The 26,605-nt window shown below is 50.9% G+C and carries 18 protein-coding genes; 9 read left to right on the top strand and 9 right to left on the bottom strand.

All coding sequences use genetic code 11. From position 1 onward, the window contains the following. Entirely contained in the window at positions 1-2,205 is a 2,205-nt protein-coding gene (locus B0920_RS03170) for a retron system putative HNH endonuclease (protein ID WP_078031122.1), read from the bottom strand. Between the two features lie 572 nt (positions 2,206-2,777). On the opposite strand from B0920_RS03170, the gene B0920_RS03165 reads away from it, so the two are divergent. Both B0920_RS03165 and B0920_RS03160 read left to right on the top strand, forming a co-directional pair. Next, positions 2,778-3,221 (top strand): nuclear transport factor 2 family protein, encoded by a 444-nt coding sequence (locus tag B0920_RS03165; RefSeq protein WP_078031121.1) that lies wholly within the window; start codon positions 2,778-2,780, stop codon positions 3,219-3,221. A gap of 605 nt (positions 3,222-3,826) precedes the next feature. Next, entirely contained in the window at positions 3,827-4,372 is a 546-nt protein-coding gene (locus B0920_RS03160) for a 3'-5' exoribonuclease (protein WP_078031120.1), read from the top strand. A gap of 327 nt (positions 4,373-4,699) precedes the next feature. Here B0920_RS03160 and B0920_RS03155 read toward each other — a convergent pair whose 3' ends face one another. Further along, complete coding sequence (locus B0920_RS03155) at positions 4,700-5,590, bottom strand: CAP domain-containing protein (protein ID WP_179119077.1); 891 nt, start codon at positions 5,588-5,590, stop codon at positions 4,700-4,702. Between the two features lie 392 nt (positions 5,591-5,982). Here B0920_RS03155 and B0920_RS03150 point away from each other — a divergent pair, with 392 nt between their 5' ends. The 3 genes from B0920_RS03150 (at position 5,983) to B0920_RS03140 (ending at position 9,348) form a co-directional block, all read left to right on the top strand. Continuing rightward, a complete protein-coding gene (locus B0920_RS03150) occupies positions 5,983-6,315 on the top strand; it encodes a helix-turn-helix domain-containing protein (RefSeq protein ID WP_143745621.1) in 333 nt (110 codons plus the stop codon). Between the two features lie 1,470 nt (positions 6,316-7,785). Beyond that, entirely contained in the window at positions 7,786-8,037 is a 252-nt protein-coding gene (locus B0920_RS26500) for a Tar ligand binding domain-containing protein (RefSeq protein ID WP_078031118.1), read from the top strand. A 150-nt stretch (positions 8,038-8,187) separates the two neighbouring features. After that, positions 8,188-9,348: a methyl-accepting chemotaxis protein gene (locus tag B0920_RS03140; protein ID WP_078031117.1), complete on the top strand. Its 1,161-nt coding sequence runs from the start codon at positions 8,188-8,190 to the stop codon at positions 9,346-9,348. 183 nt (positions 9,349-9,531) lie between these two features. Here B0920_RS03140 and B0920_RS03135 read toward each other — a convergent pair whose 3' ends face one another. The 5 genes from B0920_RS03135 to B0920_RS03115 all read right to left on the bottom strand — a co-directional run bounded on the left by B0920_RS03135 (position 9,532) and on the right by B0920_RS03115 (position 14,178). Next, entirely contained in the window at positions 9,532-11,010 is a 1,479-nt protein-coding gene (locus B0920_RS03135; protein WP_078031116.1) for an RES family NAD+ phosphorylase, read from the bottom strand. A gap of 170 nt (positions 11,011-11,180) precedes the next feature. Further along, on the bottom strand, positions 11,181-11,510 hold the full coding sequence (locus B0920_RS03130; protein WP_078031115.1) for a helix-turn-helix transcriptional regulator: 330 nt from the start codon (positions 11,508-11,510) through the stop codon (positions 11,181-11,183). Positions 11,511-11,892: 382 nt separating this feature from the next. Continuing rightward, positions 11,893-12,555 (bottom strand): Eco29kI family restriction endonuclease, encoded by a 663-nt coding sequence (locus tag B0920_RS03125; RefSeq protein ID WP_078031114.1) that lies wholly within the window; start codon positions 12,553-12,555, stop codon positions 11,893-11,895. After that, positions 12,552-13,760 (bottom strand): DNA cytosine methyltransferase, encoded by a 1,209-nt coding sequence (locus tag B0920_RS03120; protein WP_078031113.1) that lies wholly within the window; start codon positions 13,758-13,760, stop codon positions 12,552-12,554. The genes B0920_RS03125 and B0920_RS03120 overlap by 4 nt, the downstream gene beginning before the upstream one ends. Before the next feature lie 13 nt (positions 13,761-13,773). Beyond that, a complete protein-coding gene (locus B0920_RS03115; RefSeq protein WP_078031112.1) occupies positions 13,774-14,178 on the bottom strand; it encodes a very short patch repair endonuclease in 405 nt (134 codons plus the stop codon). Between the two features lie 1,067 nt (positions 14,179-15,245). Between B0920_RS03115 and B0920_RS25380 the strand changes: the two genes are divergently transcribed. Beyond that, positions 15,246-15,632, top strand: coding sequence for a hypothetical protein (locus B0920_RS25380; protein WP_143745620.1), 387 nt, complete (start codon positions 15,246-15,248; stop codon positions 15,630-15,632). 363 nt (positions 15,633-15,995) lie between these two features. On the opposite strand, the gene B0920_RS03110 is transcribed toward B0920_RS25380, so the two are convergent. Together B0920_RS03110 and B0920_RS03105 are read right to left on the bottom strand one after the other, a co-directional pair. Then, complete coding sequence (locus B0920_RS03110; protein ID WP_078031111.1) at positions 15,996-17,258, bottom strand: YiiX/YebB-like N1pC/P60 family cysteine hydrolase; 1,263 nt, start codon at positions 17,256-17,258, stop codon at positions 15,996-15,998. A 414-nt stretch (positions 17,259-17,672) separates the two neighbouring features. Beyond that, positions 17,673-19,724: a prolyl oligopeptidase family protein gene (locus B0920_RS03105; RefSeq protein WP_078031110.1), complete on the bottom strand. Its 2,052-nt coding sequence runs from the start codon at positions 19,722-19,724 to the stop codon at positions 17,673-17,675. Positions 19,725-20,836: 1,112 nt separating this feature from the next. Here B0920_RS03105 and B0920_RS03100 point away from each other — a divergent pair. The 3 genes from B0920_RS03100 (at position 20,837) to B0920_RS03090 (ending at position 26,593) form a co-directional block, all read left to right on the top strand. Further along, positions 20,837-21,508, top strand: coding sequence for a PEP-CTERM sorting domain-containing protein (locus B0920_RS03100; protein ID WP_229455126.1), 672 nt, complete (start codon positions 20,837-20,839; stop codon positions 21,506-21,508). 208 nt (positions 21,509-21,716) lie between these two features. Then, positions 21,717-22,910 (top strand): PEP-CTERM sorting domain-containing protein, encoded by a 1,194-nt coding sequence (locus B0920_RS03095; protein ID WP_179119076.1) that lies wholly within the window; start codon positions 21,717-21,719, stop codon positions 22,908-22,910. 1,073 nt (positions 22,911-23,983) lie between these two features. Continuing rightward, positions 23,984-26,593: a TonB-dependent receptor gene (locus B0920_RS03090; RefSeq protein ID WP_078031107.1), complete on the top strand. Its 2,610-nt coding sequence runs from the start codon at positions 23,984-23,986 to the stop codon at positions 26,591-26,593. Positions 26,594-26,605 lie beyond the last annotated feature (12 nt).

Genomic DNA, 26,605 nt, shown 5'->3' with positions numbered 1-26,605 from the left:
TTAGTTGCCTCTCGACGCACGTAGCGCTCGAAGAACAGTTGCGACAGCCTCTGCACGAGCATGCGCAGCCACGTTGACTACATCATGCTCTCGCTCGTCAAGATAGCGCTGGAGCGCTGCGTGGATTATCTGCGCGGTAGCGCTTCTCCCTAAAGTAACCTTAGCAATCAGCTCCTTCGCCTCCAGGCCGATGTCAGGTGCTTGGCGAGATTGCAATCGCTCGTTAAGTTTGGCAAATTCGAGGTGGACCTCTGCGTCTAGAGTGCTCGACAGACCGAAGTATTCCGATGTGAGAATTTGCTCTGCGCTCATCCCAGAGACATCAGGCAAGTCACCGACTATCTGAACGCTACCAAGTTCGTCCCTCGCTAGTACCGTTACCTCACCATCATCCATACCCCGGACACATAGGGGATCGTGGGTTGTTGCAATAAATTGCACTGCAGGGAAAGCCCTGCGCAGCGACGACATTACACGCATTTTCCATCGCGGATGAAGATGAGTTTCCACCTCATCGATTAGAACCACCGCCCGCGCCCTTTCAAGGTTTGACCAATACTGCAGTAACGAGCGGCATATGTCCGTAACCATTGCGAAGATGGATCGATACCCTTCGCTAAGATGACTCACTGGCGTAAGCTGCCCTTGGGCTAATACACAGATCCCATATTCCGAATGATTCACTAGATGGTCGTCATCTCCAGTTGGCAGAATGGTGCGGATAGTTCGCGCAACCTGATCGAACTGGCTACCTGACAAAGTCTTCAACCATTCAGAAGGATCGGGCAATGCTTTCTGCGAATCAAACAGACTCCGCACCTGGTCTGCTGCCGACGCCCCCCTCCTTCCTTTAGCGGGTGCAAAGTAACGGTGCGGACCATAGCCCAGAACAATCGCCGATTGCTCGGTAGTTCCGTCTAGACGTTCACGGATGGGATCGTAAAAAAACGTAGCCGATTGAGAACTTCGGTGGAATTTAACATTTACCTCAAGCGGTGAGTTACTCCAAACATTCCATCCTGTTCGGCTTGTGCTTCGAGCGAGCTCATGATATCGCAACTTTAACTTACGGGCTTCCTTAGTACCTAAGATGGCTAGTGCGATCGAGGAAAGAAATGTGGACTTCCCTACGGCATTTTCGCCGAGCAAGAGAAGACACGGCGCTCCCGCCTTATCGCTCCTAACTTCCGGAAATCCAACCTTAAGTGAGTCTACCGCCCGGAAATTTTCAATGGAGATTGAGGCGATCTCATTCACTTTTAATTCCCGGCTGTTTCGTTCCGATGCAAACGAAATAGGCGAACGCAACGTTGGGTCGAATTCAACAACTCTGCTTTCCTTCAAGCGCGCCGTGTCTGTTTCCCGAAGAATATCTATCGATGCCGATACGTAGGACAGTTCCTCATCGGACGCATTGCGTAGCATATTTTCAAGATAATTCCGTAGCGCCTTCCCGTTATTGATGGATACCACTGTTTCACGATAATTGACTAAGGTCCGTGCTATCGACTCGCGGCAAGCCCCCAGATACGAGCCTTCGAGAAGAAAATATTCCGGAAGCGCTATTCCAGTTCGTAATGACGCGTCCCAGCTTTGCAGAGTGGCTTCGATTGCAAGCTGACGCTCTGCGATGAGGTCTGTATCGTTTAGTCTCAAGAATTCGATGGTTGTCGTTGATTTCTCCAGTCTTCGCTTAGGCAAACACTCGCCGGACAAAAGATATGTCAGGTATTGCGAAGGGTTCTCGGCAGTCGGATCAATCAGTAGCGGCTTCTCTTCATTTCGGCTCTCGTCCAAAGTTGAAAGAAATCGCGCACGCCGATCATCCGCGACAGGAAATCGATCAGCTCTAGCTTTCTGGCAACGCAAGCAGATCAAGAATAAATTCTGCCATTCGTACGCCAACCACGAATAATGGTCGACGTAGTCATCGGCTTGGTGCTGGTTGTGCACAGAGATTGGTCTGAAGTGACTAATCCCGTCCGATGTATGAATCTGTTTTTCGCAGAACGCACATCGCCCCCCAAAATCTTTTGCGACATGCTCAACCAATCGACCACTGCGAAACAGATCCAGATTTACTGGTGCTCGTCGCTGCCGGCGCTCGTTAGCGCTTCGATTGGCCCAGTGAGTCAATTCTTCGCGTGACTCGGCAACCAAACTGAAGAAGGAAGGTGACGCGGCCCTTCTCTTGATCCTTAACATAAAATCTCCAAAAATCTCGTTCACAATAGCGTGGAAAATACCTACCGTTCGTTACAACGGAACCAGCAGAGCCATTTTTTCGTTGGCTAAAGAATTAAAATTTGCTGTATTCGACTCGCGCATCACAACGATTATGATCGATACTAAGAGTTTAGCCAAATAAAATTGCTGTTGTCACGACTGCTCAAAGTGGCGCAAAATCGCGTACGGGGGCCTATCGAAATCTTTCAGTCCTAGTCGACTGCAATAATCCTAGCGATCGCGGACAAGGTGTTCGACGTTGTGCGATACAGCGTTACACGAAGCGCTCCTACCAAGGAGTTTTGTAGAGTGGCATCCTTGCACTTATCAGTATAGAAGCTCACTTCGACGAACTCTACAACTGAGGTAGACCGCAAATTTTTCTTGCACATAAGAATATGCAAGCAGGAATCGCAACATATATCTAAAACTAGCTGACCTAGACTAACTGAACGGATGTTGCCAGAGCGCCCACATTATCAAAAACGTCACGTCTCTGTATTCAACATGGCGTACTAAGGACATACCCCCATCGATCGACAAGGCCAAAAATGCACACATCGAATTTATTTCAAAGCTCCGCAGCGACAGTAATGGTAAAACACATTGAATTAATTGGAACCGACCTCAATGCCTGGCTGCAACTTCTTGCTCATGACGCCGTTGTTGAGTTTCCATATGGTGCATCCCTCGGCAGATCTACGCGTTATGAAAATCGAGCTGATATCGAAGCGCATATGCGATCATTCACTGGTATAGTCGGGTCATTCAAGTTCAGTGATATTGACATTACAGAATCTGCCGACGGGCTACGTGCGTGGGCAAGCTTTCGAGGCGAGGCATGGGTCGAAAGTCGCAGGACGATGTATCGCCAAGATTATGCTGCATATTTAGTTTTGCAGGATGGAAAGATAAAGCTTTACCGCGAGTATTGGAATCCTTGTCATATAGCCGCAGCCTTCGGGGCCAAACTACACTTGGAAGAGCCAGATTGAATATGAGAATCAAATGCGAGTTTGTTGGCGCTAGATCGGGGCAACCTATAGCTGCCAATTATTCGCTCGCTTGGCCGATTCATTTCAATGCTCAGCATGAACTCGCGAGAACTTAATAATTAACACCAGGCCCATTCACTGGGTCGGCGGCGACCAGTATCAAACAAGCACCACACCGAGGTTCGCACATTATACAGAAACTTTGAATTTCCCTTGGCAGTCGCCTGGAGAAGTGTTACCGTCGTTGATTGCGCGATGCTCGCCTAAGTCACTTATAAGACACGTAGTGACATCCAGATTAAACTCGCGAGTTTTCCTAATCGATGACAACGGGATGCTGCCGACATGCGCGGATGGCTACTGAAAGGCGATGGTCACGTCAACCATCGCTGCTACTCTGCAATTGATGCGTTGGAGTGGAATACATCGTTCCGCGCCGATGTCATCTCCTGCAATCTTAGGCTGACGGAAATGTCGGACTACGAGTTTGCCGGGCAGATGCGAACAAAGAGCTCGAGCAGAACAGTAGTCAACCGTTGAAGATCTTCGCACGATCGCACGAGTAGCGCTGTAGAACCCTATATAAGTGGTTGCCTCACTCCTTCATGAGCACAGCAGACGCCCCTATTGAAACTTCCTCAATTGTTGCGCTTAATTTTACTATGCCACCACTAAGAGTGTTCATCGACACAGAATTTACTAGTTTCGAGAACATGCAGTTGATAAGTATCGCTCTAGTAAGCGAGAACGGCGAAGAAACTTACTTCGAGGTTGACTTCGACGATTGGAGATGTAGCGATTTTGTACGATCGAATGTTATTCCTTTATTGGGGGCATACAACAATGCACTAATTAACGACGCCTATCTCCCCGCGAAGATTTTGGAGTGGCTACAAATCGTTAGGAAGAATGAGCAGTACATTCTGATTTGCCATGACGACGTTGTGGACTGGAGAATATTAGAACGGGTTTTAAGTGGTGTCCCCGATTGGGTAAAAGGTGAGAACATTTACTACAGTCTATCTCCTCTGCTTCTTGAGAGCTTTTATGAAAAACATGGTCTTGCACGGCATCATGCCCTGCATGACGCTCGTGCAAACGCATATGCGTACAGGGAACAAACCAATGGCACAAATGCAAGCCCCTGTTAGGATCTAAGATTATCTCAGGACATACTTAATCGCGCTCCTACCCTAGTCATCCGCCAAAAGTTTTTTGGCCTAGAATGGCCGATATGCTTTTTCAACTGGAGCAGGCGCGGCGCCTCTAGCTCGTAATATGCGTCTTAAAAACTGCGAAATCTGTGGCTTTATCCGAGCAACATTTCAGGCGAATTTGAGTAACATCCAACTTACTGACTAGTCGCTCTGTGTTCAATCGCACGTAGATATAATTTCAGACATTTGATAAGAGAGTTGTCTTCTAAGTTAAGCCTCGGTTCGTAAAATCAAGGCTTTCCAAATTCTCCTAATGTGAGGTCAGCAACTGCGCGTATAGCTTCCGGTAGTGAACGACCAACTCTTGTCTACAATAAGGCCGTTTGTAGTCCCGGTGGCGGGACCTGTTGCGTTGCCGATGAAGCGGACGTTGTATTTGGTATTCGGCTTAAATGGTGCCTTTCCGATCAGGTACGCTTCATTCGCTGGCAGATAAATCGTATCCTGGGTGCTGGTACTTTTTGTAATCAAGCGTGCTGCCAGCGGCATGGCCTGCCCGTCTTCCGTCACGGTAAAGCTGGTTACGGTTAGAGCGGTCGAGGTCTCCGACACGACACTGATTGGTGAACTGGTCTTGAGGCACATATTGGCCTGAGTCATATCCATCTCCTGATAGAACGGATTGGGTGATTCCAAACTGTGCGTAAGCCAGACACCCGTTTGCTGATTTGTTGGATAGAAGCTAACGAAATCTCCAGCGTTATTTTGCAATTTTATCGCGCCAAAGTTCGCGTAGAGCGGGCTGTTCGCATTTTCGCCAGATATTCCTACGTGGGTGAGTCCCTGGATCATCATTGCTGATCGGTGATAGACCGAGTTGATTAGATTGTCTACTGCCGACGTGTCTGGATTCGAGGACTGCAGGCTAAATGCGATCACTTCGCTAGATCTGGTCGACGCATAGCCAGCAGCTTTCAAGCGGTCTTGTACGGTTACGCCAGTAAAGCCTGGCTTGCCGACCACTTCATTGTGTGGATCAGCACCGCTCTGATTCATGGTGACATAGGCGGCGTGCGACCTAGCAGCGGCGTCGATTCTAACGTCTTGATTGACTGGCCCTAATCCTTGACTAGCCCGAAATGCGTTCAGCTTCTTGAACGCGATGTCCTCGCTCGAGCCCGCAACGTAGTTTGCTGAAGTCGCGACCTGCAAGCTTGCAGGTTGAACTAACGCGACAGGTGGCGGCTGAGTAGCAGACGAACCTCCTCCAGGATAACTAGTTGGGGGAGATGACGATGATCCACCGCCACCGCATCCGGAAATTACAGTCGAAAAGAGAGTGCCTACGATAACAACTTTTGATACGCGCATTTGAATCCCTTATGTTGGTGCTCGGTAAACAGAGACGAAACTGGCCCTGCGCAGCCATCGCGACTGGATAGACGTGGTTGCACGGTCTTCACGGGTGCAATCGCGGAGCCAACACAGGACGAACAGCTAAAGCCCGAGCTAGTCACACCCGAAACGCGCAGTATAACAAGTTTTATCATCGGATCTACGTTTTTCGTAGAGTAACTTTTGACGTAATCTACGATTATCGATGAATGACTTCTCGGATCATCGTTAATAGTTCGACGTTTGGGGCTCGGTTGCGCCAAGCTCGTGAGCGAAGCGGCCTCGCTCAGGACCGTCTTGGAGTTTTAGCGGGCCTCGAGGAATCGTCTAGCAGCGCGCGCATCAGTAGGTATGAAAGTGGCATACATGAGCCGCCGTTCAAATTTGCGGTAGCGTTAGCGAAGGTGTTAAGCGTGCCGGTTGCGTTCTTGTATTGCAACGATGACAATTTGGCTGAGATTGTTCTGTTGTACGCGGATGCATCCGAGCCTGGGCGACATTGCATCCTGTCAAGTGCGCGAGCGACAAGGCGAGTACCCTAGCAGCGTGTGACTAGTCGTTCGTATCGCCTGGATTGCGAGCGTGAAACTGCGTAACAAGTGAGCTTAGCGCTATATCTTTGCTCGCGTACTGTACTCGAATTTTTGTCGCACGCCTGATTCGCGCTGACTATGTTCTTCGGCTATCTTAGGTTGAAAGCTGCATGGCCGTCCGTACCCGATACGGAGAATGACTTTGTCAACACTAATTTACCATGCACATTTCATCTGAGTGGCGAATTGTTCGATATGCGATCATTCGTATACCGATGTTTAAATCTAAAAAACAAAAAGCCCGCAGAAGCGGGCTTAAAGCAAATCGAGACACCTAACAAAACAAATAATAAGTTGGCGCAAAAGTCGCGGGCTTTTTCAGATAAAAAGGGAAGGTTTTAGGAAGCAAAGAGGAACTATCACTCCGTCCTTGAGGTGCGTTAGCAAATGAACATTTCCTCCGACCATTTCCAGATATATCACCAAGTATGATGATACAAATGAGCTTTCTCCAACGTGAGGCTTTGCGGCCTCTGCAAACTCACTCCAAGGTAGTCCAGTAAATTGATGGAATTGCTGTTGCAACTGTACGAACATACCAGGATAGCGAATCTTAAAACGGCCAGCTTGAATCTTGAAATTTCTATCCGAAAAATCAAATACAACAACACTAGGCAGAGATTGCAACTATTACCTCAAAGCGAATTAAAAAAATTTGCAACATCTGCTTTTGAAAACGGACGAACGCCCTCTACGTCAAGCCTTCGCGCACTCTCTTGCAAAATTTGGACGACTGCTGGACTCAGCTCCGATTTGGCATGGCGAAAACGCGGCTGCCCCCCACCCAAAAAATTCTTAACCGAATAAAATTTTGTTGCTTTCCTGTATTTGAATGGCATAAGACCTCCTAACGTCACTCAAGTGCTAAAAGTAGCATGCGCTTACCATGTCTCTACTATACACGATTCTCCAACCATCCGCTCGCAAAGAATGTTGCTCCAAAGCACTTCGACCATGCTTTCGACGCTGGGACATTTACTTGCATACAAATGATACAGCGCTCACCTTTCCTTTCGAGCCAAGCCTACCAGGCAAGAAATCGTGTGCTAGGTCTGACGAGCACTGTGGGCATCGACAAGCGTGCCAGTCTCAAAGGGCCGATATCATACCAATGTGTTCGACCTTTCTCGCGAGGCATCTTCTCCTAATGCACAGCTTGAGTCAATGCTCAACGAGTTGCCGTCGATTGTGGCCTGCGTGAGCAACCTATTCTCTAACTGATAGACGTTGCAACAGGAGGTTGCCATTCAGCAACACAACGTCGTGATGAACCAAAAATCATGTGAACTTACAAATTTTTACTCAAAAACGTCAAAAATTCCTGATATAGACGAATGATCAGATTCGATTTCGGCATTTTCGATAATCTTTCTTGCGATCTGCAGACTCAATCTCATCCAGCATAGAGGGAAATTTTGCATGTTTAATAATCTGTCAGTCAGAGCTAGGCTTATCCTAATTCTGTCGCTACTCAGCATCGAGCTTGGGGTTGGGGCTGTACTCGGGCTAACTAGCTTGAGCCGTGCTAATCAGAGCCTGAATTCGATGTATGAAAATGGTCTAGTCTGCCTTGGCCAGTTAGACAACATTATCCGCTCTTTCAACCGTGCTCAGATAGCGATCGCGCGTAGCGCAACCGCAGATGATTTGCTCCTACCTACGATTGTCTAAGAAGTAGAACTGGGTCTCGGTAAAGTCGATAAACAATGGAGTGCGTTCACCGCAACCGAGCTAACCGCAGAAGAAAAAGAATAAACCAAACGTTATCTTTTAGTTAAGGAGCGATACGTACAAGACGGCATTGCACCTGCGCTCGCAGCAATGCGTGCACAGGATCGCGATCAGGTTGCTATTCTCGTCAACGGTCCACTCACTTCCCGCTTTACGCCTGTACGCGAGAAAATCGACGCCCTTATCGAACTGCAGTTGCGGGAGCCAAAACGCCTCGCGTCGCAAGCGTCCACCGAGTACGACTGGGTGCGAATCGTGTGCCTCGCCGGCCTTGCTGTAGGACTGCTTTTAGCGGGGATCATCGGAACGATGCTAGCGCGGAGTATTGTAGCCCCCCTCGCCCGTGCGATTCGTATCGCTAACTCAGTCGCGTCGGGTGGTCTTACTCGGCAGATCCGCGTTCAGTCGGCGGACGAGACAGGCCACATGATGGCAGCGTTAAAAAGCATGAATACGGGGCTAGTGGACATTGTTAGGCAAGTGCGGGGAAGCACGGATACCATCGCATCGGCATCATCACAAATTGCAGCGGGCAATATGGACCTCTCAATGCGCACCGAAGAGCAAGCTAGCGCAATCGAGGAAACTGCCGCTTCGATCGAAGAGCTGACCTCGACCGTTAAGCAGAACGCGGAGAATGCGAGAGGAGGCAAGGAGCTAGCTGTGTGTGCCTCGAGCATTGCAAACCAAGGTAGTAAGGTAGTAGCTGACGTTGTACAGACTATGGGTGCAATTAACACATCGGCAAGTAAAATTGTGGATATCATCGCAGTCATCGATGGGATCGCGTTCCAGACAAATATCCTTGCACTCAACGCCGCAGTGGAGGCCGCGCGCGCCGGCGAACACGGGCGCGGGTTCGCGGTTGTTGCGTCGGAAGTTCGTAACCTAGCGCAACGTTCAGCCAGCGCGGCAAAGGAGATCAAAAGCCTTATCGAAAAGTCAGTCGTGGACGTCAAGGCCGGCACTGAGCTGGTTGACAAAGCGGGCGCAACCATGACTCACATCTTGGAAAGTGCGGAGAAGGTGACAACCATCATGTTGGCGATAGCAACAGCCAGCTCCGAACAGAGCGCGGGCATCGAGCAAGTTAGCGTCACTATCAGCCAAATGGACCGCGCCACACAACAAAATGCCCCGCTGGTCGAAGAGGCGGCAGCTTCAGCGCAGCAGCTTCGCGACGAGGCAGACCAGTTGGCGGCTGCAGTTGGCGCCTTCCGAATCCAAACAGTACCAGCACTCTTAACTTGAGCGAGCTACGATGCCCGCCGAGATTGCTCTAGCCGGCTGACTAAACGCTGCCAATCAAATATGGAAACTCATTTACCTGGAGTCCCTACGTCAAGAGGCAGCGGGAGTTACCCGTGTCTGATTGGAGCGAGTGAGTAACATGCGGATATAACCACGTTTCGAATGACCTTACCCCTGGATCAGCTAAAAATCCTCATCGAAGGAGAACGGCGATGAGTCACTCTCCGCCGCTCGCGTATACCTGTGGCGGTCAACGGCGTGCGGTTCACAGTGGTAGTTCACCCATTGGACATGATGGACAACGACCGAGCTTGGGTCAACACGAAGCGGATCTGTCAGGAATAGCTCATCAGGATACAGTGTCTGCGCTCCCCGGACCTGCGCTTCCGCCACGTCCTTGTGGTTTGAACCTTGCGCCTCCTGAACTTCTTCATACACTGTATAACCCGTTTCCCACCCCTCCTCTGTTGAGTGGCCAACCGAAGTAGAGATACTTGTTCCTTCTGGAGTATCCAAAGGTTCAACTCGCGCGGATTTGTGAAAAAGAACAATATTCCTTCCTTCTCGAGCTTGGACTGATGGGAAGATGATTCCATCTAACAAAGGCTTGTTCTCAGTAGCGAGGAAGTCGGCGGTAGCCTGAGTTGCCAAATAATCCAAAGCCTCGTCACCAGGCATTACCGGCCTGGTCATCTGCTTACCCAAAGATCTCAGGAAAGCCGCACGCTCCAACCTTCGACCGAAACCAGGATCGAAGATACTTCCAGATTCATAGATCTTCGGTAACGCGGTAAGATCAAGCAAATGGAGTTGACGAGTGATTTCAAACTTTGCAACCGCAACCTTACTTCCAACTGGAGGGCGCACCTCCGCAACGACAACCTCAGCCTTATCGGCCCCGTAAAAAACCGAGATGCCCGGAGCATTCATTCTTCCAGCGCCTGCGAATTTGGCTGGCGGAGGCCCCAACTCGGTATCAGGACGTTTCAGAGCCGCGGTTAAGGTGTCGTCCGACTGAAACACACGCCCTCGGTATAGATGATCAATTTGGCATCCGGGACCTACTGTCACTACGAGCGGGCGGCCATCAATGGTCGTAAGCTTATCAATTCCACCAAACACATCAGCGAGATGCGCCGCCGCAGCGCGACTAAAGAATCGCGCCTCGGTCTTAAGTGACGCCTCGAACAGAATCCACTCATCAGTATAGGACCCAGCACTGACGGACTTTTCCTCATAGTAAGCATCCGCCGCAAACGCAGTCTCCTCACCCATTTGAGCTGATTCCAAGTCCCAGTGTCTATCTGCCAAGATTTCCTGAATGTCGTTAGCAACAGACTCGGACATGCCCGAAGCTCCGGCAATAGCCTCGGCAGTGCATAACCCTTCGCGGGACCATTCGTATGATGACTCCCGGTCGGCAAGCAACATATACTCGTAATCGCTGGGTTGATCCGAAGTTCGGTGGTAATGCTCGTCGAATGCCGTTTCAACCCTATCGGCGATATCAGTCAACGGCAAAGTTATCCGAACCTCCCCACAATATGAGCAAGTTGCTTCATCTACTTCACGAAGGATGTACTCAGCCAAAAAAGCATCAACAACGCAAACGTCACATATCCGTTTTACCTCGAACTCTTGATTACTATAATCTTTACTCATCGATTGGCCGTACAAAAGGAGGTTAAAGACAAATGGTAATCACATGAGTCGTGCGCACAGTACAGATCCAGGTTTGAAATTTACCATATGGAAGGGAGTACAAGATAACTAGTCATATAGCATTTCCACTCTAAGCAGTTATTTCTCTTGCCAACACGCAACCCTCATCATTACCGAAGTCGCGACTTCCGTACACGCGGGGATGGCTTGGCGGCGTTAGCGCGACGAGTTAAATCGGAGGGTTTTGTGGAGATGATTACAGGAGTGACAAGGTCAGCCAATGACACACCGAGCGCAAAACATATCTGAGCAAGTGTGAGCACCGACGGGTTTGCTGCGCCGCGCTCAATGCTCGAAATATAGGTTCTATCAACCTCGGCGTCTACGGCAAGCTCTTCTTGCGATTTAGCAGCCGCGATCCTCAGCTTTTTTAAGTTCTGCCCTAACGCGACGCACACAGGACTACGTAAGGCACTTTGTTCGATAGAGTTGTCTGTCATAAGCCCATGATGACGGGCATCTTAGAAACTGACCACAGTTCATACACATCATTGACTTGATGCGTATAGTCGACACTAACCGACGCCTATGCACTTTAAACTTAAGTTGCGCTATGTACTTCCGCCTCACCACCAGTTGCTAGTGCTAACCTTGATCACTCATCTTCGGCACGGTATAGGGACTCTCGCCATGGGAACGGCGGACCAGAAACTGCCACAACCCATGTCTGTTGCCCAATTATATCGCTTGAAAAGAACGCCTTCAGGATAGGGAGCAAGGATATTGAAGACCTCCAGACGTTGAATCATGAGGGCAAAGGAGATAAAAGCCTTATTCCAGTCCAGTTCGGGCGTGGAAGAGTTTTGGTAGAGTTAGATTAAACTAGATTAGAGGCTGCTGACTCGGGCTCAAGATATGATGAGATGCAGGAAACGCTATAGATCTAAAGTAGTCGACTATTTCGTTGGCGATTTGCTCACGACTTTCTTTACGAGTAGCGCATTTGCTTGCCCAACCGCGCCCAGGATGGAGAACGTCCCATTTGGGCCTTAATCCATTGTAACGCCCTGCTCCAGGATCATGGTTTCCGAAGCCATCAATCACTGCATTCCAAACTGGCGCGAACTTTGCAATCAATAAGGACTCACCGAGTGGGATCCAAATATCATCCACTACTAAGAATCTACAATAGAAATCTCGTAGATCAAGATTATCTGCTGCTGCTATACTCTCAGCGTGCTCTTTTAGACGGAGATAAAGTGCGCGACTCCCTGTCGCGCCAACGCCTCCTCCCTTACGGGCGCCAGCAGGCACAGCCTTTCCAACGTAAATAGGTGCAGTGAACGCACCGTTTTGATTTCGCCTAGCTAACGGATGATACGGCTCGAAAGGGCCCGTATAGTAAATTGCGTAAATCCCGACTCCAATAAAACTTTGCAGATTTCCTAGCGCAATCGGCACTTGCTCTAGCATGGCCTCTGCCACGCTAGCCCCAAGGTTCTTCTTGTCTAAAGGGTTGAACGGGATAATGTTACCTAAACTCATGCAGCACCCTTAGCTTCAATTGCGCTCGCGGCGATTAATTCCATCTCTTTCCTTATAAGTTTATCTGCAACACTTCGCGCAACGACGTGCCCCAGCAGGACCGGAACCGCGTTGCCAAGTTGCCGCATGGTCTCTGTCCATGATCCGTGGAACATGAATCCATCAGGGAACGTTTGGATTCTTGCCGATTCTCTGATGGTAAAGTACCGTACCGTTCCGTCAGGATTAACCAACATGTTTTCCCCACCAGGAACGCCATGATCTCCAGCTTTGAGAGTTTTGGCAGGAAGATCCAGCGGGCTCCCCGTATGACCGGGATAAACTCTAGCTCCTGCTTGGAATTTGTGATTCGGGATACCTGCAGCTTCCAGCGACTGCGGATCAGGCAGTCCCTCGATGGCATCGCGCACGGTGCGCCATGGTAACTCAACCGGCGCATCTTTGGACGCAAGCTTGCGTATCTTCGTCGCGAGCTCCTCGGGAATAGTTGGTTTTTGTAAGCCGTGCCTCGTCCAATACTGGCCGGTAACCCATTGATCGTGCAACAAGCGGTCGTGACTGTGCGTAGCTCTTGGAAAGCTCCAATCAATCTTCAAATCTGACCGGAAGCCGACAATGAAAACGCGCTCACGTTTCTGTGGAACTCCATAATTTGCGGCATTTACCAAAGTCGGCGTTACATTGTACGTCAACCTTTTTCCTTTTTGATCACCGCTTGCTCTCTCAGCTTGCAGCCGGAGAAAGTGATCAAACCAATCTTCGTTGATCCGTGCAGGAACCTCTGGGAACTCTAGTTGCAACAAGATATACTGGTAATAGTTCGCGAAGGTAGAACGCGTCAAGCCTTTAACATTCTCAACGATGAACGCCTTTGGTTTTAGACGCCTGATGATGTCAACGGTTGCAGGAAACATGTCTCGACAGTCATCATGAGCCTTGTGCTTCCCTCCCATCGAAAAGGGCTGACAAGGAGGGCCGCCAGTAACTAAGTCAACTACCTCGTTCACTTCCGACCAGTCGAAATGCCGAACGTCACCTTCATGCAGTGGCCAATTGGTCACCAACGGAAAACTACTTGCCTTATTGTCCCGGACTGTGTCACAAGCCCACTTATCCCACTCCACAACCGCGAGAGGCTTAAAACCCGCCAAGCTCACTCCCATTGCTAACCCGCCTGCCCCAGCGAACAGCTCGACTGCCTTCATTAGCACTTCTCCATCATCCTAAAAATTCTTTAATACGTTGTTCAAGAAGGTCAAGCTGTCGGATTTCGCACTCCCAAATTATCAGCACGTTCCACCCGGATTCCGACAATTTCCGAAGATTCAAATCATCACGCCTTTTGTTCTTCTCGAGCTTAGGGATCCAGAATTCCAGTCTAGACTTAGGCAGTCTTGCAAGCCGACATTCTTCATGCCGATGCCAGAAACATCCGTGCACGAAGATAACTTTTTTACGCTTGCGAAATACTAGATCCGGCTTTCCCGGAAGGGTCTTCTCGTGCAAACGATATCGATACCCTGCGCGATGCGCTATGCGCCGCACGACCATCTCAGGGATTGTATCTTTCCCCTTAACTCGAGACATGCGCACACTTCTTTCCGCCGAACTGAGTGTATCCATGATTTTTGCCGAGGCGGAGTAAAATTTCCCCAGCCTAATATAATATCACACTTTCTCTTCGAAAGGAATTCGATGATTTGTAGTACGGGCATTGCATGTGAAGCCGTGAAGACCAAGCTTCAAACGCTGCCTTAGAGGCTAGAAAAGGCCCACCCGCAGAAAAGGCCCACTTAGCGAACATAAGTTGAAATTTGAATTAGAAAGTTCCGCCCTTGCCGTTTTAACGCTAGATATGACACTGAAGGCTCAGACAACAACTAAGTTCGCACCGACCGCTTGGAGCGGTGCTAACCCAGAAAGCGAAATGGAATGGTGCTGTTCACCTTTGAGTTGAGCGCGATGTCCAAATCACTTTTTCGTGTCGAAATTCTCCTATTGATAAATCGGCAATTGACTCGTAATACCGAGCTCCCTCATCATCAACAAATGCGAAATTCTCCACACCGTCCGAGATGACGCCAACCAATATTTTCGTGATCCTTAATATTTTGTAACCGACGCGGTCGATCCGCCGTGTCTGCATGCTTACCCGGACGTCACTGGATCTGTACCCTGAAAGAATAGGCAAAATTCGACGGACATCATCGAACATAAATCGAGACCACGAGCGTTGGCCCGCCAGACCACTAAGAATGTCAACATGAAACAACTGCAGGTTGAGAGGAACCTCAACGCACCAATACTGGCGCAGGCCTGGCAAGTTCGCCAACTTTCTAAGGACAGTCGCGCCCTCAACGTCTTCCCAAATTTCATCTGTCTGGAACATAGAATTAGTCTCAGTGTATGACCTGCCGAGCAACAGTATCAATCGGCGCAACGGAAGTGCATCAACACAATGCACACTTAGCTCGATGCAGATTATACACGACATTTTCGTGAAGTGTATAATCTGCAATCGGCGTTTTGACACGATGCCCTTGCGATTACCAGACGGTAACCTAAGTAAACAATCACAGCTAGTTGACAGCCTGCGAAGGAGCTTCCCCAGGCTTCGCCCCTTCGAACTCGAGTGAGTCGAGGAAGTTCAAATACTGCGTTTCGTGAAATTGTTGTTCTGGAGGATTTCGATGACGGAAGAACACAGCTTTGAGGCAAACTACAAAGTCCCAGATGACTTCCCCTTTCCCATTTTTAACGGCGCCGTGCCAGGCTCCCAACCAAAATTCTTAGCTGTCTTCTTCCAGGGAAGGTACTACCTTCCTGGCTGCACGCCCCCAGAGATACACCTTAGATGGCGCTACTGTGAGGACTTGGCAGCCCAGTTTGCTGCGTCGTGCTTGCGATCGAAGGAAGGTAAACGTGCCCACATGTCCCAGGAAGAGATTTTGGCGCAGTATCTTGCTCGGCTGATCGCTTCAGAATGGACTTCACCGTCCGAGGCCATGTGGATCATCAAAAAAGCTGCGGAGCAATTGGATTGGCCGCCCTTGTCGAGTTCAAATACGCAAGAGTAGTTAACTTTTACGCAATGATTACTCGCGCGTGCATGTTGGTGTCGAGAATTGCGAGTCTTGCAAATATGATCATGATGGAAGGTGGCGTCGACGAAGGACTGATTCGCCACTTCCGGCACCATGTACCGTCACGTCTAAAGCTGGGTTCATGCCTCGCAGGCTGGGTTCAAGCCTTGCAGCAGCGATGCCAAATTGACTTGCGCGAGGAACAAACCAGCCCCAGCGTGTACTCATGTTCCCATGCTGCAGTCGAGATAACACAACCAATGTCAAGCCACGGTGTGAACTGCTCGACAATAGACCTCTCAGCCCTGTAGTTCCAGTGCGGACCTTCGTGCCTACGGCGGCTAGATAACCAAGGGATTAGAAAGGCTTCATTGGCTCATCGGCGCACCGGATTCTGTAGCAATCGTCACATAAACGAAGCGTTCCGGGTCCGACTGGGGGCAGACTTACCAACGCATAGTCGCGGGCTGGATCATCGGCGCAGATGCTGCATACGTCTAATCTTCCTGACACGCCAACGGCCGCCCAAACCATCGCAACCTGCTTCGGATTCCATTCACGCAACGAAGTGAACCACTCTGGCGTATGCGGACGTAACAAACTGCGGGGCACGTTCTTGCGTAACCCTCTACGCGCGAGCCAACCGGACGCTGCTTGGATGCGCCGGTAATGAAACTGCGTGAGGAGATCATACAGCTCGATTTTCCGAGCAAAATATTGCCGAGGGTGTGCAGTGTTCAGACTAACGTAGCCTGCGTGGTTGAGCACAAAACGGTTTGGCCCTAACTGCTCGTCTTCGAGGAGCGCCTCGCAGTATCTGCGCTTTCGTTCTGTGGAAACCTCGTGCCCTTCGATCAAGGCAACGTGATACTGCCACGCATTTCGTTCAAACTCGTCTCTCCACAATTGTTCGTACCTCGACGATTGCAACGCCGCCACTAGATGAACATCGTCTTCCGGATGTTCGATCAAGTGCGCATCGATGTCGTTTAGTGATTCGATCGTGGAAGAGAGCTTCCGGGCCTCTTCGAGTAAAGCGTTGGTCGAGTCTCGCATCGCCTGAACGTTATCGATATCCTCACGCCAGCTTAGTTCTTCTTCGGGGCCTAGAGTCCTGAGCACGTCGGGCATCTTGATCAGTGCTCCACTCTCCAGTAACTCACCGGGGTGGCAAAAGTCTGCGTCGGGGACAAGGTCCACGCCGCCGTGACGATAAGCCTGCGCAACCAAACGCGAACAAAACTGCCTGCGACCAGCTACGAAGCCAGCCAACACGCTCTTTGCAGCTCCAGTCATCGAATATCGTGTACCGACAGCCCCTCTAGCGAAAGCGATAACGGACTGCAATTGCTCAGTGGTCAGGGGCGTCACAGCACGAAGCACATGAGCAGCGCAACCAGGCTCGACAAGAATCCGATCTAGATTCCTTGCGTGAACACCATCACCGGTCGAATCGATCACACAAGACTTACCGACACAAATCATGGCATGCGAGATGTCGGCACCGATTACATTCCGGATCGTGTGGCTCATCACTTCGGGCGTCGTCGTAAGAACTACATCACCAGGATTGATGGCGTCAGCAACAAATACCCTTGCCGAAAGTGTCGAGTCGTTCATTATAAAATTCAATTTTGTTAATCTAGACCTATGCACGAAGACGCGTGTTGGCGACAGGTTGTCTAGCCAATCGCCGAAATGTAGAGTGCCGAAAACTATTTAAGAACCTGCCCAAGGTAACACGTGGCGGACTTGAAACCTCCGAAAAGGCTCAGTCTAAGTCGTCAATGCATCACGAAATAAAACGTTGCAGCACGCTAGGCAAATAGGCGCTCACCATGTTAGCGCCATATCGCCCGACAACTCTCAAATCAACGTACTGCCGTGCTAACCGAGATTTGTTTGATTCCATCCTTCACTCAAACGTGCTGCTTGCCAACGATATTTACCTAATTACCAACTGGATGTAGCCTCGAGAGTACAGTTCCAGCGCCCTACCCTACCGATATCCAAGACTTTGGCGAACTACGACGATCAATCAACCTCCAAACCAGTCCAGTAAGCAGCGAAAGCCCATTTATCTGCCTTTTCCGCAACTGCCTGCTTAGTCGGCTTTCCAGACCCGTGACCAGCCTTTGATTCCACCCGCACAAGATGAGGGCGGCCTTGTGGCTCGGCTGCCTGCAGCGCTGCAATGTACTTGAAAGAGTGCGCAGGTACCACTCGATCATCCGTGTCGGCGGTAGTTGCCAAAACTGCTGGATAAAGTTTGCCGCTCGTGACGTTATGGTATGGGGAGTATTTCAATAAGGTGGGGAAGTAATCCGCGTTTTGTGGATCGCCAAACTCACCGACCCATAGATAACCACCGGTAAATTGTGTATATCGCAACATATCCATTACACCGACAGCTGGCAACGCAGCAGCAAACAGCTCTGGATGCTGGTTCACTACGGCCGCTACTGACAGCCCGCCGTTTGACTCACCATGCAGCGCAAGTCCATCTGCCGACACAATGCCTTCTGAGCGAAGGTATACAGCCGCAGCAGCCAGATCATCGAATGTGGTCTGTTTATTCAATAAACGCCCGGCGTTATGCCAAGCTTTGCCATACTCTCCACCACCCCGCACGTTGGCAATAGCCGCAATTCCTCCCTGCTCAACCCATGCCAGCAAGGCAGGATCGAAGAACGGAACCATGCTGATGCCGAAGCCACCGTAAGCCTGTAGGAGTGTCGGCGCCGATCCGTGTACTCTGGCGTTACGGATTAAGAACATCGGAACCTGAGTGCCATCCTGCGATACATAGAAGCGTTGCTCCACAACAAGACCGGCCAAGTCAGCATTTAGCGTTGGGGCGGCCCATACCTGATAGGTGTTCGCCAGAACATCATATCGATATATTGTGTCAGGGGAATTAAAACTCATAAATGTGAAAAAGGCCTCTATTGAATCAGGATAACTTTCGAAAATAGCTGTTCCAAGTCCTGGCAAATGGATCTCTCCATCAGGGGTACCATCTAATTTATAGCGGCGCAGTTCACATTTTGCATCGATCAAATACGTCAGTATTAATCGGTCAGCAACTAAGCTAGCTTTAACAAGTGCTGCTTCTTTCTCTTCTACCAATGTCCGTATCGCGGGCGACTCGGATAACAAGGCGACCGCGACAACCCTACGTCGCTCGGCTTGATCGCTAGTCAACATTATGAGTGCGCCATCGAAATCGCCAACTAGTGTCCACTCGCTATCCAAATGATTTACTACTTCTTTAACCCTCCACTTCTTCTCATCGAGATCTACAATTGCACAGCTGTTTGTCTGCGTGCCTGGCGTGGAAGAAATTACAAGAAATCTACCACTGTTGCTGACTTCCGCGAAATGCAATAGTTCAGCTTGATCTGGCGTTGAATGTACGAGTCGATCTTGATCCTGATCGGTACCTAAGGCGTGGAAATAGACAGCGTGGCTCGACAACGCTGAAGTGGAATTCGCAATTAAATTACTTGCGGGAAAGCGTGAATAGAAGAATCCGGAGCAATCTGCAGCCCACGAAATTGTAGTGAATCTAACCCATTTTAACTTGTCGCTCAAGTGCGTGCCCGTCATGGAGTTAATCACGTTTATAGTCCGCCAGTCGGACCCATTCTCCTGAAATGCATAAGCAACAAACTGGCCGTCGAAGGACGGCGACCATTCCGCGAGCGCCATGTTTATATCGCTCGCAAGAGAATTAGGATCGATTAACGTTCGGTCAAGGCCGTCAAGGCCGTGGCGAATATATAGAACGCGCTGATCTTCCAAACCTGAAGTACGCAAATGAAAATACCATTCTCCTCGCACTTGAGGCGCGGTGAATTTTTCATAATTTTCGAGTGCAATTAGCCGTTGCCGAAAAACTTCACGGCCTGGTAGCGAGCTGAGGTGATGTTCTGTTAGCGCTTGTTGTTCGCAAACCCACGCCGCGACATCTGAGTTTTCGGCTGGGTCATTTTCAAGCCAACGGTAGGGATCTGATACCTGCTTCCCAAATAGGGTTTCAACTAGGTCGTCACGCGGTGTTTTCGGATAGACTAAATGATTCATAGAGATTATGCAGAATAAAATGTTGACATGAGGTACGTGATAAATTCGTTTCGCCGCTTTCTTGCGACTGGTTCGATATGGTCAAGCAATAGCGGGTTTAGATTAATTCAGAATAACACTCAATCGTGCAGATTCACCCGAATTTTAACTGCGCGTTAGTGTCATAACCCAGTCAATGCCATGCATACGTAAAGTGGGAAATCTATAATTGCAAACGTTCATCCAGTGTGACAATTACGAGGTCGCCCACTGAATAGGTAAACGACTCTAGTCTGTAAGTCGCCCAGATTGGTAGCATTAGTTTGCGCAAAACTCTGTCTTGGATTCTGGAACGACACCAACAGTTATATAGGCAATGAAGAAAATGTATGGTAGAAATATCCAACTTTTGATTCAATGCGGAAACTAATCTTGCTGTTTAACTTTGCACTACCTCGCTAATTCAGGACAGTGCGTGCTGAGTCGCTTATGTGAAACGCTAGCACTGAAGAGTTAGAATCGCGATCCGCTTGCCAGATTATGTTGCCGTCCAACAAAACGGCAAATCAAGATTTCCATGCGTGGTTTTTGCTCTCCAACTCCCGTGTCAACGCTTCAAGTTGTAAAAGAGAGAAGACTCGAACCCATCGCGACGGCCAACTTCCGTGTCACCAAGTGAAGTTCGTTACCTAGAACGGCTCTATTGGAGCCGTCAATCGTATCAGTAGCAGTCAACACTGCACAACCAACTGGCACACGACGCAAAGAAATGTTTGCACCACATAAAACCTATTGCAATTTGGAACTACCTAAGGAAACTGGAACTAAGTTTTATTAGGTTAGAAAAAAACGTGATGGCACTGGGCAAGAATTTCAATCTGGAAAATCTAGACATTTCAAGACATCTTTTATACAAAATTGCTAAACGCGCTTCTTTCAGAATTCCTCAGCTAGCGGTAAATTCAATACCCTAATATGTATTTACCGATTCCGTGTCACAAACCCGAAGGCTTGCGATGTTAAATCTAAAAATCATGCTCGTGTTATTGCTACTTACTCTAAGCTCATTCTCGTTTGCAGTCCCCACGACAAGCCAAGTTGATTTCTCGTCAGGGCCAAAGGGCTGGGTTGGAATGCAAGCCATTGATGGAGTTGGGGGCACGGGAATTAATGCAAGCCTAGGCCAACAACGTCCTGCGCTTCACACCCAGATCAATAACTTTGGCATTAGTTTTGCCAACAGCAGCAATCACGCATTTATAGGCGATTATGGGAAAGTAAGAAGTGTTACGCTAAGTATAGATGTCCTGGCAATATCCATTAAAGCATTCGGACAAGAAGTGCCAAGCAAGATGGTTCTGGAATTAAGGGATTATGACAATACACCGTCTGGAGTTCCCTACACTAGCGTCTGGTACGATCTCGGAACAATCGACTTTATGCAGGGTTGGAAGACATTATCCGTCTCAATTGCAGACACGAAGGCGCACAATCTTCCAGCTGGCTGGGGAGGTTTTGGATCTCCAGATGATATTGCTGGCCCTAGTCTTCCAGAAGGTCGCAGTTTTGCAGACGTGTTGTCAAGTGTGGATGAGCTAGCATTCTCAACAATAATGCCAGGCTTTCAGTATCAATTTCATGATTTTGACGTAGCGATCGATAACATTTCGATTGTCACGGAAGTCCCTGAGCCGCAAGTTCAAACATTGATGTTTTTTGGCACGCTAATCATTGCGTGGGTATTGAAAAGAAAATCAAAAACGCTAACGCGATCGAAAGTATTTATCCCCTATCGCGCACAGTGACGCTCATTCATGTAAGCTGAAATTGACATAGGGCCTATGGATAAAAAGTATTGTCGAGAGATGTACGAGTCTGGCCCCCGATTGAAGCTACTTATGAAAAATTTGCGCCTATGAAAGGCGCGTTATTGCTCTGGCCCGCCTTGGCATGCCTTGATCTCTTCTGCTTGCCGCGATGTGGAATTTTGGAGTAGCGAAGGAAGTTTTGGCAGTGAGCGCAAGAGGATGTCACTTTAAGCTGGCGAGCCCAGCACATATATTCAACATAAGGGTTTCAAACGTGAAAACTTTAGCTCATCTTACATTTATGGCTAGTGCGCTGTTCTCTGCATTGACCGCTGCACGTAGTGCTCATGCAGAAGGAAATTTCTGGGACCTTGGCTACGGTGTTACGGCCTCGGGTTCCTCTGCTAACGGTAGCGTGATCGGTGCTTATACCGAAAACGGATCGTACTTTATGTGGACTGCCGCGACCGGAGTGACCTCTATCGGCGGTGCATGGGAGGGCGGCAGAGCCAGTGTGTCGGCCGACGGCACACGAATATCAGGCTCTGCTCTAGGAAAGGATGGGCTGAATCACGCTGGTTATTATTCGGTTAGCACTCGTCAATGGAATACACTCAACGGAATCGGTGGTAATACAGGTACGTCAGCTAGCTCAAGCTGGAATATTTCCGGCGATGGGAAGACCGTCGTTGGATTAGGATGGGTTGACGGCGGCGTAGCTCATGCAACGGCGTCTAATGCGGGCGGCTCCCTGCTTGACCTCGGCTCGCTTGGTGGCTCCTCACGTGCCAATGGTGTGTCATACGACGGTAGCATAATCGCTGGCTGGGTAGAGCAGCCATATGGGAACTGGACTGGAGTTTACTGGCAAGACGGGACAATGCATAACTTGGTTGATGATCAAGGCAATCCTCATCAGGAGGCAACTGCAGTTTCCGCTGATGGTCGTTGGATCGTGGGTGCTGGTGACTTCAATCAAGCATGGCGCTACAACACTCTCACACAGAAAACAGAGTGGCTTGGTGATTTAGACGCCATGGGAGACTATCAAGGTGCTACAGGCATCTCGGCCGATGGTCAAATTATTGTTGGCTACGACCGAGATCTCGGCCCTGCTGGCTCAGCACACGGCTTCATCTGGATTGAAGGTCAAGGCATGCTTAACTTTACTGATTACATTATCGGGCAAGGAGTTGACCTGGGCGACCGTACACTTGCCCTGCCACTTGGCGTCTCGGCTGACGGGCGAACGTTCTATGGGATGGATAGTGCAGGTAGCGGCTTTGTCGTCACAGTGTCACCTGTCCCTGAACCAGCCACTTATGCCTTGATAGCTGCGGGACTTGGGCTGCTGACTTTACGTAGGCGCGTATTCCGTTGTGCAGCGATTAAGCAGTAACCAAGACCTACACGTTTTTTCATCCGCGCTAATAGGGGCTTGGTCGAATGTTCTGGAGAGCGATTGCAATCGATGTTGCCGCTTTGTGCGAAGCCCGGTCTCACAGATATTTCGCTGGCCGGCAGCCGTGTTGAGCTCGCCGGCCAGCTAACGTCCGCCAGTCCCAGCGGACCTTGGCAATCAAAATGTTTAGTAGCTGCCTGCCTTCAATTAGCTCGGACTCACCTATAAGTCAACAGCACCCACCGGCGTCCGATAGTCAAAAGAACCTTCATTAGGAGGCCAAAAAAAATAAGTCGGCTAGGCATGAGTTGACTAAGCATGAGTTGAAGAGCACGTCGCCTTCGAAGAACGCGAGGTTTGTTCCGATAGGCATGCCCGCGTGGTCATACAGATACCTCATCGGGAACTCTCCCTTTAGTACAGGCTTGCGTGGACCTCCTAAGCGCGGATCTCAACAAAGCGTTTTAATCGGATCCGCTCGAGCCTTCTCGTTCGAAACAGGCCAGAAACAGTGTAGGCAGTGCCGCTTGGTCTAACGTGAGTCTAATATGAAACTGGCCGGAGGGTTCCGTCCATACCTCGAGCCTCCCTATCTAGTGAGCTGAAATCGACTGTTAGCGGTCGAAAGTGGTTCAGCGGTTACTTGGTACTTGGCCTAAGCGGGCATCCAAGCTTGGTATCGCTGTTGGAGTGGTGATACTGCTGATAGCTGAGTTTGTAAAGTTTTGTAAAGAACGCTCTCTCAAGCTTACTAGCGCTTCTTCTACGCACGATGTCCCTGTCCCGCGGGTAAGTCACTTCGTAATGTTCCGTAACTCATAATAGACCCAGCCCAAAAATACCTCAAATAATCAGCAACTTAGAAGTGCCCGACAAATACGGCCACGGTCTAGCGTTACATTTTCTCCCCTGCTAGCATTCAAACGTATCTGTAAAGACATGCCACTAGATTGGTCGGGTCGCACCGAAAACCAAGCCTTATTAGATATTTCTTCCCAGCGGTCGGTACCGGTAGGCGGAGCCTGCTAACTTTCAAAAATGCTGACAACACGAACAACAAGGGACACAAGATGAACCAGCATCCACCACGCAAGAAGCGCCTTACCCAACTCGTCGCACTGGCAGGTGCCGTAGCCAGCCACGTTGCGTGGAGCCAGACCGCAATCGCCGATCCCACCGAGGCGGCGAGCATCCAGCAAGTGGAGGTCAAAGGCTTGCGCGCAACTCAGAAGCGTAACCTTGCCGAGAAGCGCGATGCCTTAAACATCGTCGACACGGTGAGTGCGGAAGACGTTGGTAAGTTTCCCGACAAGAACGTCGCGGACGCCCTCCAGCGGGTCCCAGGCATCTCCGTCGACCGGACCTGGGGAGAGGGGCGCGACATTTTCGTGCGCGGTACCGACAAGAACTTGAATATGACCCAGCTGAACGGCCAGAACGTAGCCTCGGCCTATTGGTGGAAGAACGACGCGCAGAGCCGCGGCTTCAACTATGACATCCTGCCGTCCGAACTGGTCGGCAGCCTCGATGTCTACAAAAGCCCTTCGCCCGACCTCGACGAGGGCAGCATCGGCGGCCTGGTAATCGTCAAGACCCGCAAGCCCCTGCAATTCAAGGATGCGCTGACGGCACAGGTATCGGCGGAAGCAACCTACAGCGAACTGCCGGAAAAGACCGATCCCCAGTGGTCCGGCCTGCTCAACTGGCACAACGAAGCCCGCACCGCCGGCGTCCTGCTGGCGCTGAGCCACCAGAAGCGCACCATGCGCCGTGATGGTTTGGAAAACTTTACCGACTCTACCAAGTACACCGTCATCGACGAGAACGGCCGCGCCACCCCGAATGTGTACGCCTCCTGGGGCGGCGGCACGCCGATTTTCCGCCAGGACCGCGAACGCAAGACCGTCAACCTAACGCTGCAGTTGCGTCCTACGGCGAACTCCGACGTGTCCCTGAACTACCTGCATTCGGACATGGACATGGACAACAACAACCAGAATTACCTGTGGCAGATCGGCGGCCTGGTCGAGCCGAACAATGTGCTGAGAATCAGCCGACCGCGCTTCATCACGACCTCGGACGGCACCCAGTCGGTGGTGGGTGGCACCGTGGGTCCGGTCAACGGGGTGTCTTTCGAGCCGATCTACCGCGAAGCCTATGTCAAGTCGCGGGTGCTCGACCTTGAGGGCAACCTCGACGGAGACGGCTGGCGCCTGCATGTACAGGCTGGTACGACCTCGGCTGCTGGCGGCAGCGAGCACGACCGCAATTTCTGGTTCACGGGCAATACTCGGGCTACCATTAACCTGGCCCCGGATACCTATGAAGTCCAGTATCTCGACATGAATCCGCTCGACCCGAGCAAACTGACCCTGCAGGGCGCCCGCGACTGGATCCGGCGCATGGACAGCAAGGAAGACTATGCCCAGGGAGACCTCGAGTTCTTTCTGGACCGCGCCTTCATCAAGTCGGTCAAGTTCGGCCTGAAGTTCCGCGACGGCGAAGTAAGCAATCGCCGCATCATCGGCACCGCCGGGCCGGGTAGCCCCGGCTGGCAATCCTTCAGCCTTGCCGACCTGTCCACCGGGCCTTCGCCACAGATCAGCCAAAAGGCGGCGACCGCCGGCTCGCTGACCCAGTTTGCATGGGTCAACGATGCGCTGGCCGCCAGTAAAGGTTTCGCCATGTACGACAAGGCCATGACCTATGCCGAGGCCCTGGGTGAATACTACCGGATCAAGGAACGCATCTCGGCCGCCTACGTGAAGGCGAATTTCGCCACAGGCCCCTGGCGCGGCGACTTCGGCGTACGCCTGGTGCGTACCCGCCAGACCTCGCAGGCCAACCAGGACCTGAACGGCCGCGGCGCCTACGCGCCGGTGAGCATCGGCCGCAGCTACACCGACGCCCTGCCCAGCCTGAATGCAGTCTATGAGCTGCGCAAGGACTTGCTGCTGCGCGGCGCCGTCTCTCGCGTCATGGCGCGCAACACCTACAGCGACCTCTCCGCCAGTACCGAGGTCAGCGGCACCACCAACGCCGCCACGGCCGGCAATCCGCTGCTCAAGCCTTTCCACGCCAACCAGTGGGAGCTGGGCGCGGAGTGGTACTTCTCGGACGCCTCGCTTCTTTCGGCCACGGCCTTCGGCAAGCACCTCGACACCTTCATCTATACCTCGACCGCGATCGAGAACGTGGCCGGCGTGCAGCGCCCCGTCACCCGGCCACAGAACGCCGACAACGGCGCGACCGTCAACGGCGTCGAGCTTCAGTGGCAGCAGGCTTTCGGCAACGGCCTAGGCTCGATCGTCAACTACACGTTCACCGACGCCAAGACCGGAGCGCTGGCCAATGGACGCAAGCTCAACGTGGTGGGCAACTCGCGCAACCAGCTCAATGCCAGCGTGTACTACGAGCGCGCCGGCTTCTCGGCGCGTCTTTCCTACAACTACCGCTCCAAATCGTATGGCGGACTGAACCAGGGCGGCCAGGACGTCACCAGCGCCTACGGGCAATGGGACGCCAGCGCAAGCTGGGACCTCACGCCCCAACTGGCCCTGTATGCCAACGCCGTCAACCTGAACAATGAGCTGATCCGCACCAACACCACGGACGGCCTGCCGGTCGGTGTGTACGAGAACGGCGCCCGCTACAGCCTGGGCCTGCGCGCGAAGTTCTGAAGCTGCGCCCGT

The organism is Massilia sp. KIM (assembly GCF_002007115.1).
GTDB lineage: Bacteria > Pseudomonadota > Gammaproteobacteria > Burkholderiales > Burkholderiaceae_D > Telluria.
Note: the sequence above shows the minus strand (reverse complement) of the source record. Positions and strands in the feature narration are given on the sequence as shown.

Excerpts from the sequence above, each read along its gene's own strand:
- B0920_RS03165 (WP_078031121.1), top strand. The coding sequence starts at position 2,778 with ATGCACACATCGAATTTATTTCAAAGCTCCGCAGCGACAGTAATGGTA.
- B0920_RS03130 (WP_078031115.1), bottom strand. The coding sequence starts at position 11,510 with ATGACAGACAACTCTATCGAACAAAGTGCCTTACGTAGTCCTGTGTGC.
- B0920_RS03120 (WP_078031113.1), bottom strand. The coding sequence starts at position 13,760 with ATGAAGGCAGTCGAGCTGTTCGCTGGGGCAGGCGGGTTAGCAATGGGA.
- B0920_RS26500 (WP_078031118.1), top strand. The coding sequence starts at position 7,786 with ATGTTTAATAATCTGTCAGTCAGAGCTAGGCTTATCCTAATTCTGTCG.
- B0920_RS03135 (WP_078031116.1), bottom strand. The coding sequence starts at position 11,010 with ATGAGTAAAGATTATAGTAATCAAGAGTTCGAGGTAAAACGGATATGT.
- B0920_RS03125 (WP_078031114.1), bottom strand. The coding sequence starts at position 12,555 with ATGAGTTTAGGTAACATTATCCCGTTCAACCCTTTAGACAAGAAGAAC.
- B0920_RS03160 (WP_078031120.1), top strand. The coding sequence starts at position 3,827 with ATGAGCACAGCAGACGCCCCTATTGAAACTTCCTCAATTGTTGCGCTT.
- B0920_RS25380 (WP_143745620.1), top strand. The coding sequence starts at position 15,246 with ATGACGGAAGAACACAGCTTTGAGGCAAACTACAAAGTCCCAGATGAC.
- B0920_RS03110 (WP_078031111.1), bottom strand. The coding sequence starts at position 17,258 with ATGAACGACTCGACACTTTCGGCAAGGGTATTTGTTGCTGACGCCATC.
- B0920_RS03170 (WP_078031122.1), bottom strand. The coding sequence starts at position 2,205 with ATGTTAAGGATCAAGAGAAGGGCCGCGTCACCTTCCTTCTTCAGTTTG.
- B0920_RS03090 (WP_078031107.1), top strand. The coding sequence starts at position 23,984 with ATGAACCAGCATCCACCACGCAAGAAGCGCCTTACCCAACTCGTCGCA.
- B0920_RS03105 (WP_078031110.1), bottom strand. The coding sequence starts at position 19,724 with ATGAATCATTTAGTCTATCCGAAAACACCGCGTGACGACCTAGTTGAA.
- B0920_RS03115 (WP_078031112.1), bottom strand. The coding sequence starts at position 14,178 with ATGGATACACTCAGTTCGGCGGAAAGAAGTGTGCGCATGTCTCGAGTT.
- B0920_RS03150 (WP_143745621.1), top strand. The coding sequence starts at position 5,983 with ATGACTTCTCGGATCATCGTTAATAGTTCGACGTTTGGGGCTCGGTTG.
- B0920_RS03100 (WP_229455126.1), top strand. The coding sequence starts at position 20,837 with ATGCAAGCCATTGATGGAGTTGGGGGCACGGGAATTAATGCAAGCCTA.
- B0920_RS03140 (WP_078031117.1), top strand. The coding sequence starts at position 8,188 with ATGCGTGCACAGGATCGCGATCAGGTTGCTATTCTCGTCAACGGTCCA.